Genomic DNA, 15,615 nt, shown 5'->3' with positions numbered 1-15,615 from the left:
GTTACTGGCCCATGTTCTTCATGCGGTACTCGGCGCTGCGGGCGTGCGCCTGCAAGCCTTCGCCGTACGCGAGTTCCGCCGCGATTTCGCCGAGCGTCTGCGCGCCTTCCGCGCTCACTTCGATCACGCTCGAACGCTTAATGAAATCGTAGACGCCGAGCGGCGACGAAAAGCGCGCCGTGCGCGATGTCGGCAATACGTGGTTCGGGCCGGCGCAATAATCGCCCAAGCTCTCGCTCGTGTAGCGGCCGAGGAAGATCGCGCCGGCGTGCCGGATCTGCGCAGCCCAATGATGCGGATCTAGCGCGGAAATTTCGAGATGCTCCGGCGCGATATCGTTGGCGATCGCGCAGGCTTCGGCCATGTCCTTCACCTTGACGAGCGCGCCGCGGTCTTCGAGCGAGCGCTGGATCACGTCGCGGCGCGGCATCGACGGCAGCAAGTCGACGATCGCATCTTCCACGCGCTGGATGAACGCGGCGTCCGGGCACAGCAGGATCGATTGCGCGAGTTCGTCGTGCTCGGCTTGCGAAAAGAGGTCCATCGCGACCCAGCGCGGATCGGTGGTGCCGTCGCAGATCACGAGGATTTCGGACGGCCCCGCGATCATGTCGATGCCGACCGTGCCGAATACGCGGCGCTTCGCTGACGCCACGTACGCATTGCCAGGGCCGCAGATCTTGTCGACGGCCGGTACCGATTCCGTGCCGTACGCGAGCGCGCCGACCGCCTGCGCGCCGCCGATCGTGAACACGCGATCCACGCCGCCGAGCAGCGCGGCCGCGAGCACGAGCGGATTCTTCACGCCATCGGGCGTCGGCACGACCATCACGATTTCCTTGACGCCCGCGACGCGCGCCGGAATCGCGTTCATCAGCACCGACGATGGATACGCTGCCTTGCCGCCCGGCACGTAGATGCCCGCGCGATCGAGCGGCGTGACTTTCTGGCCGAGGACGGTGCCGTCGGCTTCGGTGTACTGCCAGCTATGGCTGCCACATTCGATCCGCTGCTTCTCGTGATACCCGCGCACCCGCGCCGCCGCCGCTTCCAGAGCGGCGCGTCGCTTCGGTTCGAGCCCTTCCAGCGCGGCCTCCAGTTCTGACGCCGGCAGTTCGAGCGCCGCGACGCTCGTCGCTTTCAGCCGGTCGAACTTGTTCGTGTATTCAAGCACGGCTTCGTCGCCGCGCGCCTTCACGTCGACGAGAATCTGCGCGACAGAGCGCTCGATCGCTTCGTCCTCGCTCGCCTCGAACGCGAGCACGGCATGCAGGGCCGGGTGAAAACCGTTGGCGCTGGAATCGAGTCTGCGAATCTTGATAGACATGCTGGTTTTCCGTTTCAGTATCGCGTGTGGTTAAAAACGCGCACGCTCAGTTGCCGTTGCCCACCGACGCGCGTTCGAACGCGTCGAGGTACGGCTTCAGCGCCGCGCGCTTCAGCTTCAGCGCGGCCTGATTGACGACGAGACGCGACGAAATCTGCATGATTTCCTCGACCTCGACGAGATTGTTCGCCCGCAGCGTGCCGCCGGAGCTGACCAGATCGACGATCGCGTCGGCCAGACCGACGAGCGGCGCCAGTTCCATCGATCCGTACAGCTTGATCAGGTCGACGTGCACGCCCTTCGACGCGAAATGCTCGCGCGCGACTTCCACGTATTTCGTCGCGACGCGCAGACGCGCGCCCTGACGCACGGCGCTCGCGTAGTCGAAGCCCGCCTTCACCGCCACCGACATCCGGCAGCGCGCGATGTTCAGGTCGACCGGCTGGTACAGGCCGCCGCCGCCGTGCTCGATCAGCACGTCCTTGCCCGCGACGCCGAAGTCCGCCGCGCCGTATTCCACGTAGGTCGGCACGTCGGTGGCGCGCACGATGATCACGCGCAGATTCGGATTCGTGGTCGGCAGGATCAGCTTGCGCGACGTCTCCGGGTCCTCGGCGACCTGCACGCCGGCGGCTGCCAGCAAGGGCAGCGTCTCTTCGAAGATACGCCCTTTCGACAACGCGAGCGTCAGCGGCGCGCTCGCCTCCACCGACGACGAAGTCTGCGGCACCGAGGTCATTGCTCGCTCCCGCTGCCCTTGATGCGGCTCACCTTCGCGCCGACCGCCGTCAGCTTCGCTTCCATGCGGTCGTAGCCGCGGTCGAGGTGATAGATGCGGTCGATCAGCGTATCGCCATCTGCGCACATCGCCGCGATCACGAGACTCGCCGACGCGCGCAGGTCGGTTGCCATCACCTTCGCGCCCGACAGCTTCTCGACGCCCGACACGAGCGCGGTATTGCCGTCGATCGTGATGTGCGCGCCGAGCCGGTTCAGTTCCTGGACGTGCATGAAGCGGTTCTCGAAGATCGTCTCGACGACTTGCGACGTGCCCATCGCGATCGCGTTGAGGGCCATGAACTGCGCCTGCATGTCCGTCGGAAACGCCGGGTATTCTGAAGTGCGGAAGCTGACCGCTTCGGGACGCTTCGCCATCTTGACGCGCATCCAGCTATCGCCTTCCTCGATCGATACACCCGCTTCGCGCAGCTTCGACGTCACGGCATCCAGCAGGCCGGGGCTTACGTGACGCAGCGTCACGTCGCCGCCAGCGGCCGCGACCGCGCACAGGAACGTGCCCGCTTCGATGCGGTCCGGCACGACCGAATGGCGCGCGCCGCGCAGCTTCGCGACGCCCTGGATCACGAGCCGGTCCGAGCCGATCCCGTCGATCTTCGCGCCCATCTTCACGAGCAGATGCGCCAAGTCGCTCACTTCCGGTTCGCGCGCGGCGTTTTCGATCACCGTTTCGCCATCGGCGAGCACCGCCGCCATCAGCAGGTTTTCCGTGCCGGTGACGGTGATCATGTCGGTGACGATGCGCGCGCCCTTCAGCCGCTTCGCCCGCGCCTCGATGAAACCGTGCTCGATGTTGATCTCGGCGCCCATCGCCTGCAGGCCCTTGATGTGCTGGTCCACCGGACGCGCGCCGATCGCGCAGCCGCCCGGCAGCGAAACCTTCGCCTCGCCGAAGCGTGCAACGAGCGGCCCGAGCACGAGAATCGACGCGCGCATCGTCTTGACCATCTCGTACGGCGCGACGAGGTTGTCGACCTTCGACGCATTCAGCGTCACGCGGCCGTCGCCGCTCACTTCCGAATTCACGCCCATCTGACGCAACAGCTTGAGCATGGTGCGTACGTCCTGCAGGTTCGGAACGTTTTCGAGATGGACGTCGTCGGCGGTGAGCAGGCTCGCGCAGAGAATCGGCAGCGCCGCGTTCTTCGCACCCGATACGACGATTTCGCCCGAGAGCTTCGTGCCCCCAGTGATGACCAGTTTGTCCATGCTTGCTGTCCTTCTACCTTGCTTCTCTGCTGCGGCGCCTTGGTCGGCGTCGCGGTTGATTTGAATTGAGCGCTGCCCGGCTTATGCCGATTTCCACTCGTCCGGCGTCAGCGTCTTCATGCTGAGCGCGTGAATTTCGGCGCGCATGCGGTCGCCGAGCGCCGCGTAGACCAATTGATGCCGCGCGATCAGGCGCTTGCCCTGGAACGCATCGCTCACGATGGTGGCGAAAAAGTGCTGCCCATCGCCCTCTACTTCCAGATGCTGGCAGGCAAGCCCGCCAGCGATGTAATCCTTCACTTGTTCCGGGGTCGGCAACATCGGAAGTCTCCTTGAATATTCAGTGACGCAGCTTATAGCCGCTCGCCAGCATTCGCACGGCGATCGCGGCCAACACGGCGAAAAACGCGCCGACGATGGCCAGGCTCGCAAGCGGGCTCACGTCGGACATGCCGAAGAACCCGTAGCGGAAGCCGTCGATCATGTAGAAAAACGGGTTCAGACGCGACACTTCGCGCCAGACGGGCGGCAGCGAATGCGTCGAGTAAAACACGCCCGACAGGAACGTGAGCGGCATGATCAGGAAATTCTGAAAAGCGGCGAGCTGGTCGAATTTCTCGGCCCAGATGCCAGCGATCAGCCCGAGCGTGCCGAGAATCCCCGAGCCGAGCACCGCGAACGCAATGATGTAGAGCGGCGCGGAAAAAGTCATCGGGATGAACCATACGGTCACGATGAACACGCCGAATCCGACCACCAGCCCGCGCACGACCGACGCCAGCACGTACGCGAAATACATTTCCCAGTGCGCAATCGGCGGGAGCAGCACGAACACGAGATTGCCGGTGATCTTCGACTGGATCATCGACGACGAACTGTTCGCGAACGAGTTCTGCAGCACGCTCATCATGACGAGGCCGGGCACGAGAAAGCTCGTGTACGCGACGCCCGGATAAACCTGCACGTGGCTCGACAGCGCGTGGCCGAAGATCATCAGATACAGGAGCGCCGTGATGACCGGCGCGAGCACCGTCTGGAAGGCGACCTTCCAGAAACGCAAGATTTCCTTGTAAAACAGCGTTCTGAAACCGCTCATGAAAGTCCCTCGACCACTTCAGGCTCGTTCATGACCTGCACGAAGACGTCTTCCAGATCGGCCTTGCGCACTTCGATTTCGTCGAACGCGCAGCCGGCCGCGCGGCATTTCGCGAGAATCGGCTCCACGTCGTCGTAGCTCGCGAGGCGCAACAGATGCTGCGCGCCCGATACCGCGTGCGGATCGACTTCCAGCGCACGCAGTTCGGCGGGCAGCACGCCGCGCGAGAAGCGCAGCGACAACTGCATGCCCGAGAAGCGCTGGAGCAGCGAGCTCGTCCGCTCCAGCGCGACGACTTCGCCTCGCCGCAGCATCGCGAGCCGGTCGCAGAGCGCCTCGGCTTCTTCGAGATAGTGCGTCGTGAGGACGATCGTGTGACCCTCGCGATTCAGGCGCGAGATGAATTTCCACAACGTCTGGCGCAATTCGACATCGACGCCGGCAGTCGGCTCGTCGAGCACGATCACGGGCGGGCGATGCACCAGCGCCTGTGCGACCAGCACGCGCCGCTTCATCCCGCCGGACAGCGCGCGGGTGTTCACGTCGGCTTTCTCGGTGAGATCGAGATTCGCCATGATTTCGTCGATCCAGTCGTCGTTGTGGCGCAAGCCGAAGTAGCCCGACTGGATGCGCAGCGATTCACGCACGGTGAAGAACGGATCGAACACGAGTTCCTGCGGCACGATGCCGAGCGCGCGGCGCGCGGCGCGAAAATCCGTGACGACGTCGTGGCCGCGCACGGAGATCGTGCCGCTGTCGGCGCGCGCGAGGCCCGCGAGGATGCTGATCAGGGTGGTCTTGCCCGCCCCGTTGGGACCGAGCAGGCCGAAGAATTCGCCTTCTTCCACCGTGAAACTCACGCCTTTGAGCGCTTGCAGCTCTTTATAGCGCTTCCTGACGTTTCGGATTTCTATGGCTGACATGACAGTGCGCTCGCTGAAAAAGGCGGCGCCTCGAGTGTGCGGTACGGGCCTGATCCGGCTGAAAGCGCGCGGAAAATGCGCTCGCTTCAGTGCCGGAACACGGCCAAAAGAGGCCGGGTACGTGGCCGAAAAAACATTTGATTATAGGGCAAACGGGCCGAGCCCGATTTTGCCGGACGCGGCGGGACGTCGTCCCGCGCCGCGCCGGTTGCGGCTTAAAGCAGGATCAATGTCGGAAGGAGAGGAGCGTGTCGACGCCGTAGGCCTGCGCGAGACTGGCAAGCCCGGTGGGAAAATTGACGATGGCAAGCGCGCCGCCGCGAGCGGACGCCGCGCGCTGCCACGCGAGAAACACCGCGAGCGCCGACGAATCGAACTGCGTGAGCGGCGCGCAATCGACTTCGGTTGCGCCCGCCACGATCCGCGACAGCCCCGCTTCGAGCGCGGCCTTCGCGCTCTCGTGCGTGAGCGCGGCGGCGGTTTCGAAGCGGGACGCGTGATTCAAACCGCTCACGATGCCTTGCCGCTCGCGAGTTGCTGGTTACGCTGCGTCAGGAACTGCAGCAGCCCGTCGACGCCATGCTGCGAAATCTGCTCGCTGAACTGCTGCTGATAAGCCTGGATCAGCCATGCGCCGAGCACGTTGATGTCATATACCTTCCAGCCTTGCGGCGTCTTGTACAGGCGATAGTCGAGCTGGATCGGCTGACCGTTGTTGATGACGACCGAGCGCACGACCACGTCCGTATCTTCCGGCGATGCTCGGAACGGCTTGTACTGCACTTCCTGGTCGCGCACCTGTGCAAGCGCGCCCGAATACGTGCGAATCAGCAGTATCTTGAACTGCTCGACGATTTCCTTCTGCTGCTGCGGCGTCGCGGTGTTCCAGTTGCGGCCCATGACGAGGCGCGTCGTGCGCGTGAAGTCCGTGTAAGGCAGGATCTTCTGGTTCACGAGTTCCGTGATGCGCGTGATGTTGCCCGACTGGATCTGCTTGTCGGCCTTGATCTGGTCGAGCACCTGCTGCGTGACCGTCTTGATCAGGACATCCGGATTGCTCGTATCGACAGCCTGCGCCGAGGCGCTGCTCGAGAACGCGAGGAACAAGGCGAAAAGGGGAAGCAACAATAGTTTTTTCATTTCAAACCCTGCTTTTAAAGTGGCTTGAGTTTGAGCATGGCGCGGATTCCGAGTTCACGCGCCACACCCGCCAAACCGTCAAAATACCTGTCAATTATGTTACGGCTCGTTATGCGCCGCCGAATCAGCGCAGGCGGATCGAAGGGAACGACGGGATGCGCGGCGGCACCATCTGGTTCCCCTTGATCGTACTGCTGCCGCTTGCCGCCCCAGGCGCTTCCGCCCCTTCCGATGCCGCTTCCGGCGCCGATGCCGCCGTCGCCGGTGCCGCCGTGGCCGATGCCGGCGCAAGCGGCGTCGCGGTGGCCGATGCCGCCGTCGCGGCAGCCGCGCCCGCCGTGCCGCCGGACGCGGTGTCGTCGTAGGTCGGCAGCGCTTCTTCGCCGTAGTCCGGCGTCGAACCGTCGCCGCCCGAGATCAGATACTGGCGCCGCTGCAAATACGCGTTGCGCACGAACGAATATTTGTCGAGCGCGGCATCGGCGAGCACGTCGCTCGCGCCGAGCAGGTTCGCGCGCACGTCGATGAGATTCACGCCATACAGCGCCCAGCTGACCGAATCCGGATGCACGTAGGTGAGCGGGTTGCCGAAATAATCGACAACCGTGCCGCCCGTGTCGCGGATCGTGCTCGGCCCGAGCAGCGGCAGCACGAGATACGGCCCCGACGGCACGCCGTAATGGCCGAGCGTCAGGCCGAAATCGGCTTCGTGCTTCGGCAGCTTCGCAATCGTCGCGACGTCGAACAGCCCGCCGATGCCGAACAGCGTGTTGATCGCGACGCGCATGATGTCCGACACGCCGTCGGCGATCTTCAATTGCAGCAGGTTGTTCGCCGCGATGTAGACGTCGCCGATGTTCGAGAAGAAGTTGGTCACGCTGTTGCGCACGGGCTCCGGCACCGCCCAGACGTACGCCTTCGCGACCGGCTTCAGGGCAACCTGGTCGATCTTGTCGTTGACCGTGAACATCGTCCGGTTGTAGCTCTCGAACGGGTCGCCCTTGGTCGGCGTCGTCACGGTCGCGCAGCCGGCCAACAGCGCCACGGCAACCACGATACTCGCGCTTCTCACGCGCATCGCCTGCATGTCCTTCTCCTTATTGACCGGCCGAACTCGCGCCCATCGCGCTTGCCGCACCCGGGAACGCCGGCGCGGGTGCGGTCGCAGCGGGCGACGCGGGCGGTTTCGACGCGCCCGAATCCGCCGCCTTGTTGTACAGGAACTGACCGATCAGGTTTTCCAGCACGACGGCCGATTGCGTCATCGAAATGGTGTCGCCGTTCTTGAGCATCTGGTCGTCGCCGCCGGGTTCGAGGCCGATGTACTGCTCGCCGAGCAGGCCCGAGGTCAGGATCTTCGCCGACGAATCCTTGGGAAACCCGAATTGCTTGTCGATATCGATGGTCACGACGGCCTGATACGTGTTCTGGTCGAAGCCGATCGAACCAACCCGGCCGACCGTCACGCCCGCGCTCTTCACCGGCGCGCGTGCCTTCAGCCCGCCGATGTTGTCAAACTTGAGCTTCACGGCGTAAGTCGGCTGGAACGACAGCGAACTCATGTTTCCGGCTTTCAGAGCAAGAAACAGCAGCGCCACGAAACCCAGCACCACGAAGAGGCCGACCCAGAAGTCGAGAGCAGTCTTTTTCATCGTCTATCCAAAGAGAATCTTGTCGCTAAAAGGTGCGCAGGACTGCGCCGTGCGCCACGCCCGCGATGCGCGAGCGCCCTTTTTAATCAATGCGTTAGCTGAACATCAACGCGGTCAGCAGGAAATCGAGACCGAGCACGGCGAGCGACGCGTACACGACCGTCCTGGTCGTCGCGCGCGACACGCCTTCGGGCGTCGGCTTGGCTTCGTAGCCCTGAAACAGCGCGATGAACGTCACCGCGAAGCCGAACACGATGCTCTTGATCACGCCGTTGCCGACATCGCGCCACACGTCCACGCCGCCCTGCATTTGCGACCAGAACGCGCCGGCATCGACACCGATCATCAGCACACCCACCACGTACCCGCCGATCACGCCGACCGCGCTGAAGATCGCGGCGAGGATCGGCATCGAGATGATGCCGGCCCACATGCGGGGCGCGACCACGACTTTCAGCGGATCGACGGCCATCATTTCCATCGCCGTCAGTTGCTCGCCGGCTTTCATCAACCCGATTTCGGCGGTGAGCGACGTGCCCGCGCGCCCGGCGAACAGGAGCGCGGTGACCACCGGCCCGAGCTCACGCACAAGCGACAGCGCCACGAGCAACCCGAGCGCCTGCTCCGAGCCATAGCGATTGAGCGTGTAGTACCCCTGCAAGCCCAGCACGAAGCCAACGAACAACCCCGACACCGCAATAATCACCAGCGAATAATTGCCGACAAAATGAATCTGTTTCGTGACAAGGCGCGGGCGGCGCAGTAGCGGGAAGATTTCGAGCACCAGGCGCACGAACATGCGCGTCGCGTAACCGGCGGTGCCGAAGCCGTCGAGCACCCAGCGTCCGAGCGCGCTGATCATGCCTGACCTCCGATACCGAAATCCGCCGCGAGCGGCGCGCTGGCGTAGTGGAACTTGAACGGGCCGTCGGGCGCACCGTCGATAAACTGGCGCACCGACGGATCGGTCGATGCACGCAATTGTTCCGGCGTACCTTCGGCCAGAATGCCGCCGTTCGCGATGAAATAAACGTAATCGGCGATAGCGAACGACTCCGGCACGTCGTGCGTGACGAGAATCGACGTCGCGCCAAGCGCGCTGTTCAGCGTGCGGATCAGGTTCGCCGTAATGCCGAGCGAAATGGGGTCGAGTCCGGCGAACGGCTCGTCGTACATCATCAGTTGCGGATCGAGCGCGATGGCGCGTGCGAGCGCCACGCGGCGCGCCATGCCGCCCGAAATCTCCGACGGCGCGAGATCGCGCGCGCCACGCAGGCCGACCGCGTTGAGCTTCATCAGCACGAGGTCGCGCAGGAGTTCTTCGGGAAGATCGGTGTGTTCGCGCAGCGGGAAAGCGACGTTTTCGAAGACGGTCTGATCGGTGAAAAGCGCACCGAACTGGAACAGCATGCCCATCTTGCGGCGCAGCGCGTAGAGGCCGTCGCGCGTCTGGGCGCCGACATCCGCGCCGCCGAACAGCACTTGTCCGCGCTTCGCCTTCACCAATCCGCCGATCAGGCGCAGCACCGTGGTCTTGCCGCAGCCCGACCCGCCCATGACTGCAACCACCTGTCCACGCGTGAAACGCATGTTCAGGTTCGACAAAACGAGCCGGTCGCCGTAACCGAAGTCGACGTCGCGAAGCTCAAGCAGGGTCTCGGGGGATGCAGACACGGAAGCGGTAAGTCCTTTTACGCAAGAGGCCGAATTATAGGGCCTACGCGTAAACGATGCCTTGGCCTACCTTTCGACTAGTGAATTTTTCCGAATTTTCAACATTGTTGCGCGAACTCCTGTTGTAGCGCAGTAACCGCCGCCGCCGTGTCAGGCGCCTCGGTCACCGCGCGTACGAGCGCCGCGCTGCCGACACCCGTCGCCAACACGTCACGCAAGACTTCACTGTTCACCCCGCCGATCGCCACGAGCGGCACGCGGCCGTCCAGCAATCGCACGTATCGTGCCAGCCGCGCGAGACCTTGTGGCGCGGTCGGCATGACCTTGGTCGTCGTGGGGAAGACGGCGCCGAGCGCCAGGTAGCTAGGACGGAAATGCAGCGCGCGCAGCATCTCGTAGTAGCCGTGCGTCGAAAGGCCGAGGCGCACGCCGGCTTGGGCGATCGCTTCGAGGTCGGCGGTCTGCACGTCTTCCTGCCCGAGATGCACGCCGTACGCGCCCGCTGCGATCGCCTCGCGCCAGTGATCGTTGATAAACAACTGCGCCTGATGCTTGTGTCCTGCGCTCACCGCGCCTTCGATTTCGCGCTTCAGATCATCGGCATCGGTGGATTTGCGGCGTAGCTGCGCCGTCGTGACGCCCAGGTCCAGCACACGCGCGACCCATTCAGCGCTCGGCAGCACCGGATACAGGCCGAGCCGCGCCGGACAGCTCGGAAACTGCACGGAAGGCGGCGCCGGCAAGTCGCCGACGCGCGGGAACGTATCGAAATCGACGGGCCATGCGTCCGGCTTGTTTTCATCGCCGGCGCGCCAGGCGAGCGCGAGCACCAGCGCGTCGTGGGGCTCGAAATCGCAATCCAGAAACGCCGCGAGCGCCGCGAGCCAGTCGTCCGACCACTCGCCTTCCAGCACGAAACGCGCGTCCCCGCGACGCAGCACCGCCCGTCCGCCGTGCGCTTCGAGCACGGCGGCGCCGTCAGCCAGCAAACGCTCGACGTCCGCGCCATGCGTTTCCGTGAACACGATCAGGTCGCTCGCGCCGTGCGCCTCAGGCGGCGTCAGGCAGACGCGCCATTGCGTCGATGCCGCCGGCCAGTCACCGAGCTGCCCGCGAATCCGCTCGGCGACTTCGGTCAGTTCGTCCGCCGGCGGCCAGAAAATCTCGCGATTCAGCAAGCTCATGCCGCGCCTCCGTCCTGGTGCCAGAACGGCATGCCGACGACCGGCGTGCTCGCCTGCGCGCTGTCGCGCTCGGCCATCGGTCCGGCGAGATAGGCCATGCGACCGGCCTCGACGCCCAGCGCGAACGCGCGCGCCATCTGCGGCGGGAAGGTCGCCTGCGAGACGGCTGTGTTGAGCAGCACGCCGTCGAAGCCCCATTCCATCACCTGGCACGCGTGCGACGGCACGCCGAGCCCGGCATCGACGATCAGCGGCACGTTCGGCAGCCGCTCGCGCAGCGTGCGCAGGCCGTACGGATTCGTCACGCCCTTGCCCGTGCCGATCGGCGCGCCCCAAGGCATCAGCGCCTCGCAGCCGACGTCGAGCAGACGCCGTCCGATCACCAGGTCTTCCGTGCAGTACGGCAGCACCTTAAAACCGTCGCGGATCAGCTTCGACGCCGCTTCGACCAGGCCGATCGGGTCCGGCTGGAGCGTGTAGTCGTCGCCGATCAGTTCGAGCTTGATCCACGGCGTCTCGAAAACTTCGCGCGCCATGTGGGCGGTCGTCAGTACCTCGTCGACGCTCTGGCAGCCCGCCGTGTTCGGCAGGAGCGCGACGCCGTGGCGCTTCAGCACGTCGAAGAAGCCGGCTTCGCCCGTCGCCGACTGGCGCCGCAACGCGACCGTGACCATGCCGGGCCTGGCGGCATCGATGGAATCTGAGAGCGACTGCAGCGACGGATAACGCGACGTCCCGAGCAGCACGCGGCTCGGAAATGCCTCGCCGTAGAGCGTGAGCGCGTCGGCGGTTGTGATGGTGGTAGTGGTCATGATTCGATCCTGTGTTTGATCGTGTGATCGCGTCATCAGCCGCCCGCGACCGGCGCGACGACGTCGAGCTTGTCGCCCGCAGCGAGCGCCTTCGACGCGTGCTCCCCGCGCGCGACGAACTGGCCGTTCAGCGCGACCGCGAACGGCGGCTTTGCGCCGAACGCGGCGAGGGCATCGGTGACGGTGGCCGCGTCGGGCAGATCGAATGGCCTCTGATTGATGTGGATGTTCATGGCGATGTCTTCTATCTATTTAGCGCGTATTCAGAGCGACGGCACGGTGTGCTCGGTGTGCAGTAAATCGGACCAGCGCGCGCGGTGGCGGAAGTCGTCGAAGGAATCGGGGCCGGATACGGTCTGTGAGAGGAGCGCTCTGGCGAGTTGCGCGGCGGCATCGGCGACTTCCGGCGCGATCATGAAGCCGTGGCGGTACAAACCGTTCACCCGCAAGGTCCGCGCCCCGTCCCAGACGATGGCCGGACGATGGTCGGGCAACGTCGGGCGGCAATGCGCGTTGAGTTCGAGGATGCGTGCCTCGCCGAAACCCGGATGCACGGCGAACGCCGCGCTCAGCAGTTCGAGCGCCGAGCGCACGGTGACGGGCGACATGTCCTCGCCCTCTACTTCGGTCGCGCCGATCACGTACAAATCGCCCTGTTTCGGCGCGATGTAGAGCGGGTAGCGCGGATGCAGCAGCCGCACCGGCCGCGTCAAACCGATTCCCGGCGCATGCACCCGCGCGACTTCGCCGCGGATGCCGCGCAGCGCGGGCCACGCGGGCTTGCCGCCGAGTCCGCGGCAATCGATCACGAACCGGGCGTCGGGCATGGCGTCGATCGGGGTGTTCCAGTGCGTCTGAACGCCGCGTTGCGCCAAACCCGCCGCCAGTGCCGATAGCACCTGCCGGTTGTCGAGCTGGCCTTCGTGAGGCAGCAGCCAGCCCTGCGCGAAACGCGTCCCGAGCGACGGCTCCGCCTGCGCGACCTGCGCGCCCGCCAGCTTGACGAAGCCGTTGTCGAAGAGCGCGGCCGGCGCGTTGGCGCGCAGGCGGCGCTCGAACAAGGGCGCTTCGGCGCGATCGCCCGCGTGCCAGACGACGAGCGTCCCGTTGCGCTGGAAGAAAACCGGCTCGGGCAATTGCGCGATCAACGCCGGCCAGCGTTCCAGCGACGCCGCGCCGAGTTCCGTGATCAGCAGCTCGGCGCTGGCCGCTTCGGCGAGCGGCGCGAGCATCGCCGCCGCGACCCACGCCGCCGACTGCGTGCCGGCCGCGTCGCCGCGCTCGTACAGCGCGACCCGATGCCCCGCGCCCGCCAGTTGCCACGCGACGAGCCGCCCGCACAGCCCACCGCCGACGACGGCGAAATCCGGCCGATGCGCGCCATCCGATGCGGTGCGCCGGGCGCTCTGGTCTACGTCGATATTCACGATGCGATGCCTCCTCAGCAACGAGCTGCGGCACGCGGGAAAGCCGATGGCGGGGAATTCCGGTCTCAGGCCCTTTCCTCGAGTGCGGCAGACGCACAATCAAAGGACGAATCAGCGGCGAGACCGGCCGGGCGTCGTGAAATCGAGCCCAAGGCGGGTTAAATACTGGAAGAAACTGGAAAAACGACCGTTTTCCGGAAACTTCCCTCGCCGGTATTACCCGGATCGGGTGCAAAGGGTTTCTCTCAGCCTCGCCGCGTCGTCCTGCATGAACGCGTGCGAAGCACCCCTGTTTCGTCGACGATCATTAAAGCATGAAAGCCGAAGCCGCCGCAAACCGGGGATTCCCGGCTTTTTTCGCCAAATCCAGCACTCTGGCACAATGCCGCGAACGTGGTCCGCATTGGCACGGCCGTCCGCGCGGCGGCCGCGCACCGGCCTGTTAAGCCGCAGTTAAGGGAAGCGCGGAACAATCCGCGCGTCAGGGTCACTTCGCCTTGGTCCGCAATTGCACGCTTCGCACGACGTTCAGCACGTTTTGCACGGCGTTTCACCCGGCCACGGCGCCGGCACAACATCAGGAAGCTCATGACCAACAGCACATCCGACAACTCACAGCAAGATGCCGACAATGTGTCCACGTGGGGCCTCATCAGGCCCTATTGGGTCTCGGAAGAACGCGGCGTCGCGTGGGGCCTTCTGATCGCGATCATCGCGATCAACATGACGGTGGTGTGGATCAACGTCCGCCTGAACCGCTGGAACGCCGACTTCTACAACGCGCTGCAGAGCAAGAACGTCACCGATTTTCCGCATCTGCTGCTGATCTTCACCGGCCTCGCGTTCGCGTACATCCTGCTCGCCGTGTACGGGCGGTATCTGCGGCAGATGCTCGGCTTTCGCTGGCGCCAGTGGCTCACCAACAAATACCTCGAGCAATGGCTCGGCGACCGCGCGTTCTACCGCATCGAACGCGACCGCCTCGCTGACAACCCCGACCAGCGGATCAGCGACGACCTGCAATCGTTCGCCACGACAACGCTCGCCCTCTCGCTCGACCTGCTCTCGACGCTCGTCACGCTCGTCACCTTCATCACGATCCTGTGGACGCTCGCCGGCGCGCTGACGCTGACCGCGTTCGGCACGCCGCTCGTGATTCCGGGCTACATGGTCTGGGCCGCGGCGCTGTACGCGATTGCCGGGTCGCTGATCATCCAGAAGGTCGGCCATCCGCTCGTGTCGATCAATTACCAGCAGCAGAAAGTCGAGGCCGATTTCCGTTTCGGGCTGATCCGCGTGCGCGAGAACGCCGAGCAGATCGCGTTCTACGACGGCATCGCGACGGAAACCGCCAACGCGAAGGGCATCTTCGCGCGCATCCGCGACAACTGGTGGATGATCATGAAGTACACGAAGCGCATGACCTTCGTGCTGAGTTTCTACGGACAGATTGCGATCATCTTCCCGATCATGGTCGCGGCACCGCGCTACTTCGCGGGCGCATTCTCGTTTGGCGTGCTGATGCAGATTTCATCGGCGTTCGGTACGGTCAGCGATTCGTTCTCTTGGTTCATCAACAGTTACTCGACGCTGGTCGAATGGCGCGCGACGGTGAATCGTCTGCGCGAATTCAAGCGCGTCATGCGCTCGACGCATATTCGCGAAGCTTCGTCGCCGGCGACCGTGCATGGCGGCATCAACCTGCACTACACGAGCACGAAAGCGCTCACTACGCGCGACCTGACGCTCGCGCTCCCGAACGGCACGCCTCTCGCGCGTGTGCCGGATGTCTCGGTGGAACCAGGATCGCGCTGGCTCGTGCATGGGCCGTCGGGGGCGGGCAAGAGCACGCTGATGCGCGCGCTCGCGGGCCTCTGGCCGTTCGGCGACGGCACGATCGACGCGCCCGTCGACGCGAAGATGATGTTCATTCCGCAGCAGAGCTATCTGCCGATCGGGACGCTGCGGGCGGCGCTGAGCTACCCGTCGCCGGGCGGTACGTTCAGTGATGAGGAGTCACGCGAGGTGCTGCGTGCTTGCAATCTGGAAGCGTATGGGGATCGGCTGGAAGAGGCCGGGCATTGGGCGAAAATGATGTCGCCGGGTGAGCATCAACGGCTCGCCGCAGCGCGCGTGCTTCTGCACAAGCCCGACTTCCTGTTCCTCGACGAAGCCACCAGCGCGCTCGATGCCGATAACGAACTGCATATCTACAACACGCTCACGGAACGGCTGCCGAACGCGGCGATTTTGAGCGTCGCGCATCGCGAATCGGTCGCGTTGTTCCATGATTACAAGATCGAGATCGAGCGAGCGCTGGCGGAAGTTTGATTCTTTTGCGAGCGGGGCGATGCGTGGGGGCGCATCGCATGA

General features: G+C 64.7%; 17 protein-coding genes and 1 riboswitch. Of the genes, 1 reads left to right on the top strand and 16 read right to left on the bottom strand.

Annotated elements, in window-relative coordinates:
• Nucleotide 1: 1 nt before the first annotated feature.
• The 16 genes from hisD to AWB67_RS19280 all read right to left on the bottom strand — a co-directional run bounded on the left by hisD (nt 2) and on the right by AWB67_RS19280 (nt 13,242).
• Nucleotides 2–1,327, bottom strand: a complete 1,326-nt coding sequence (gene hisD, locus AWB67_RS19355) for a histidinol dehydrogenase (protein ID WP_087657845.1) — start codon at nt 1,325–1,327, stop codon at nt 2–4.
• Between the two features lie 46 nt (nt 1,328–1,373).
• Nucleotides 1,374–2,066, bottom strand: coding sequence for an ATP phosphoribosyltransferase (gene hisG, locus AWB67_RS19350; protein WP_087657844.1), 693 nt, complete (start codon nt 2,064–2,066; stop codon nt 1,374–1,376).
• Nucleotides 2,063–3,334, bottom strand: coding sequence for a UDP-N-acetylglucosamine 1-carboxyvinyltransferase (gene murA, locus AWB67_RS19345; protein WP_087657843.1), 1,272 nt, complete (start codon nt 3,332–3,334; stop codon nt 2,063–2,065). The genes hisG and murA overlap by 4 nt, the downstream gene beginning before the upstream one ends.
• 81 nt (nt 3,335–3,415) lie before the next feature.
• Nucleotides 3,416–3,655, bottom strand: coding sequence for a BolA family protein (locus AWB67_RS19340; RefSeq protein ID WP_087657842.1), 240 nt, complete (start codon nt 3,653–3,655; stop codon nt 3,416–3,418).
• A gap of 19 nt (nt 3,656–3,674) precedes the next feature.
• A complete protein-coding gene (locus tag AWB67_RS19335; protein ID WP_087657841.1) occupies nt 3,675–4,430 on the bottom strand; it encodes an ABC transporter permease in 756 nt (251 codons plus the stop codon).
• Nucleotides 4,427–5,353 (bottom strand): ABC transporter ATP-binding protein, encoded by a 927-nt coding sequence (locus tag AWB67_RS19330; protein WP_087657840.1) that lies wholly within the window; start codon nt 5,351–5,353, stop codon nt 4,427–4,429. The genes AWB67_RS19335 and AWB67_RS19330 overlap by 4 nt, the downstream gene beginning before the upstream one ends.
• A 226-nt stretch (nt 5,354–5,579) precedes the next feature.
• Nucleotides 5,580–5,867: an STAS domain-containing protein gene (locus AWB67_RS19325; RefSeq protein ID WP_374729834.1), complete on the bottom strand. Its 288-nt coding sequence runs from the start codon at nt 5,865–5,867 to the stop codon at nt 5,580–5,582.
• Nucleotides 5,864–6,493 carry an MlaC/ttg2D family ABC transporter substrate-binding protein gene (locus tag AWB67_RS19320; protein WP_087657838.1) on the bottom strand — a complete coding sequence of 210 codons (630 nt, stop codon included), beginning with the start codon at nt 6,491–6,493 and terminating at the stop codon, nt 5,864–5,866. The genes AWB67_RS19325 and AWB67_RS19320 overlap by 4 nt, the downstream gene beginning before the upstream one ends.
• Nucleotides 6,494–6,617: 124 nt before the next feature.
• Nucleotides 6,618–7,580 carry an MlaA family lipoprotein gene (locus AWB67_RS19315; RefSeq protein WP_087657837.1) on the bottom strand — a complete coding sequence of 321 codons (963 nt, stop codon included), beginning with the start codon at nt 7,578–7,580 and terminating at the stop codon, nt 6,618–6,620.
• 10 nt (nt 7,581–7,590) lie between these two features.
• The gene (gene mlaD / locus AWB67_RS19310; protein ID WP_087657836.1) at nt 7,591–8,145 is read right to left on the bottom strand and encodes an outer membrane lipid asymmetry maintenance protein MlaD; all 555 of its coding nucleotides are present in this window, start codon (nt 8,143–8,145) and stop codon (nt 7,591–7,593) included.
• 94 nt (nt 8,146–8,239) lie between these two features.
• A complete protein-coding gene (gene mlaE, locus AWB67_RS19305) occupies nt 8,240–9,007 on the bottom strand; it encodes a lipid asymmetry maintenance ABC transporter permease subunit MlaE (protein ID WP_087657835.1) in 768 nt (255 codons plus the stop codon).
• The gene (locus tag AWB67_RS19300; RefSeq protein ID WP_087657834.1) at nt 9,004–9,819 is read right to left on the bottom strand and encodes an ABC transporter ATP-binding protein; all 816 of its coding nucleotides are present in this window, start codon (nt 9,817–9,819) and stop codon (nt 9,004–9,006) included. Before AWB67_RS19300 ends, mlaE begins: the two co-directional genes overlap by 4 nt.
• 98 nt (nt 9,820–9,917) lie before the next feature.
• The gene (gene thiE, locus AWB67_RS19295) at nt 9,918–11,003 is read right to left on the bottom strand and encodes a thiamine phosphate synthase (protein ID WP_087657833.1); all 1,086 of its coding nucleotides are present in this window, start codon (nt 11,001–11,003) and stop codon (nt 9,918–9,920) included.
• Complete coding sequence (locus AWB67_RS19290) at nt 11,000–11,815, bottom strand: thiazole synthase (RefSeq protein ID WP_087657832.1); 816 nt, start codon at nt 11,813–11,815, stop codon at nt 11,000–11,002. Before AWB67_RS19290 ends, thiE begins: the two co-directional genes overlap by 4 nt.
• Before the next feature lie 35 nt (nt 11,816–11,850).
• Nucleotides 11,851–12,048 (bottom strand): sulfur carrier protein ThiS, encoded by a 198-nt coding sequence (gene thiS, locus AWB67_RS19285; protein ID WP_087657831.1) that lies wholly within the window; start codon nt 12,046–12,048, stop codon nt 11,851–11,853.
• Between the two features lie 30 nt (nt 12,049–12,078).
• On the bottom strand, nt 12,079–13,242 hold the full coding sequence (locus AWB67_RS19280; RefSeq protein ID WP_235025219.1) for an FAD-dependent oxidoreductase: 1,164 nt from the start codon (nt 13,240–13,242) through the stop codon (nt 12,079–12,081).
• 185 nt (nt 13,243–13,427) lie between these two features.
• Nucleotides 13,428–13,543, bottom strand: a riboswitch (TPP riboswitch).
• 287 nt (nt 13,544–13,830) lie between these two features.
• Between AWB67_RS19280 and AWB67_RS19275 the strand changes: the two genes are divergently transcribed.
• Nucleotides 13,831–15,573: an ABC transporter ATP-binding protein/permease gene (locus tag AWB67_RS19275; RefSeq protein WP_087657830.1), complete on the top strand. Its 1,743-nt coding sequence runs from the start codon at nt 13,831–13,833 to the stop codon at nt 15,571–15,573.
• Nucleotides 15,574–15,615 lie beyond the last annotated feature (42 nt).

The sequence above is a fragment of the Caballeronia terrestris genome (assembly GCF_001544515.1).
GTDB classification, from domain to species: domain Bacteria; phylum Pseudomonadota; class Gammaproteobacteria; order Burkholderiales; family Burkholderiaceae; genus Caballeronia; species Caballeronia terrestris.
Note: the sequence above shows the minus strand (reverse complement) of the source record. Positions and strands in the feature narration are given on the sequence as shown.

What these genes read in the sequence shown, in the direction of transcription:
- AWB67_RS19290 (WP_087657832.1), bottom strand. Translation starts at nt 11,815, where the DNA reads ATGACCACTACCACCATCACAACCGCCGACGCGCTCACGCTCTACGGC.
- AWB67_RS19275 (WP_087657830.1), top strand. Translation starts at nt 13,831, where the DNA reads ATGACCAACAGCACATCCGACAACTCACAGCAAGATGCCGACAATGTG.
- mlaD (WP_087657836.1), bottom strand. Translation starts at nt 8,145, where the DNA reads ATGAAAAAGACTGCTCTCGACTTCTGGGTCGGCCTCTTCGTGGTGCTG.
- AWB67_RS19340 (WP_087657842.1), bottom strand. Translation starts at nt 3,655, where the DNA reads ATGTTGCCGACCCCGGAACAAGTGAAGGATTACATCGCTGGCGGGCTT.
- thiS (WP_087657831.1), bottom strand. Translation starts at nt 12,048, where the DNA reads ATGAACATCCACATCAATCAGAGGCCATTCGATCTGCCCGACGCGGCC.
- mlaE (WP_087657835.1), bottom strand. Translation starts at nt 9,007, where the DNA reads ATGATCAGCGCGCTCGGACGCTGGGTGCTCGACGGCTTCGGCACCGCC.
- AWB67_RS19330 (WP_087657840.1), bottom strand. Translation starts at nt 5,353, where the DNA reads ATGTCAGCCATAGAAATCCGAAACGTCAGGAAGCGCTATAAAGAGCTG.
- thiE (WP_087657833.1), bottom strand. Translation starts at nt 11,003, where the DNA reads ATGAGCTTGCTGAATCGCGAGATTTTCTGGCCGCCGGCGGACGAACTG.
- AWB67_RS19315 (WP_087657837.1), bottom strand. Translation starts at nt 7,580, where the DNA reads ATGCAGGCGATGCGCGTGAGAAGCGCGAGTATCGTGGTTGCCGTGGCG.
- murA (WP_087657843.1), bottom strand. Translation starts at nt 3,334, where the DNA reads ATGGACAAACTGGTCATCACTGGGGGCACGAAGCTCTCGGGCGAAATC.
- hisD (WP_087657845.1), bottom strand. Translation starts at nt 1,327, where the DNA reads ATGTCTATCAAGATTCGCAGACTCGATTCCAGCGCCAACGGTTTTCAC.
- hisG (WP_087657844.1), bottom strand. Translation starts at nt 2,066, where the DNA reads ATGACCTCGGTGCCGCAGACTTCGTCGTCGGTGGAGGCGAGCGCGCCG.
- AWB67_RS19335 (WP_087657841.1), bottom strand. Translation starts at nt 4,430, where the DNA reads ATGAGCGGTTTCAGAACGCTGTTTTACAAGGAAATCTTGCGTTTCTGG.
- AWB67_RS19320 (WP_087657838.1), bottom strand. Translation starts at nt 6,493, where the DNA reads ATGAAAAAACTATTGTTGCTTCCCCTTTTCGCCTTGTTCCTCGCGTTC.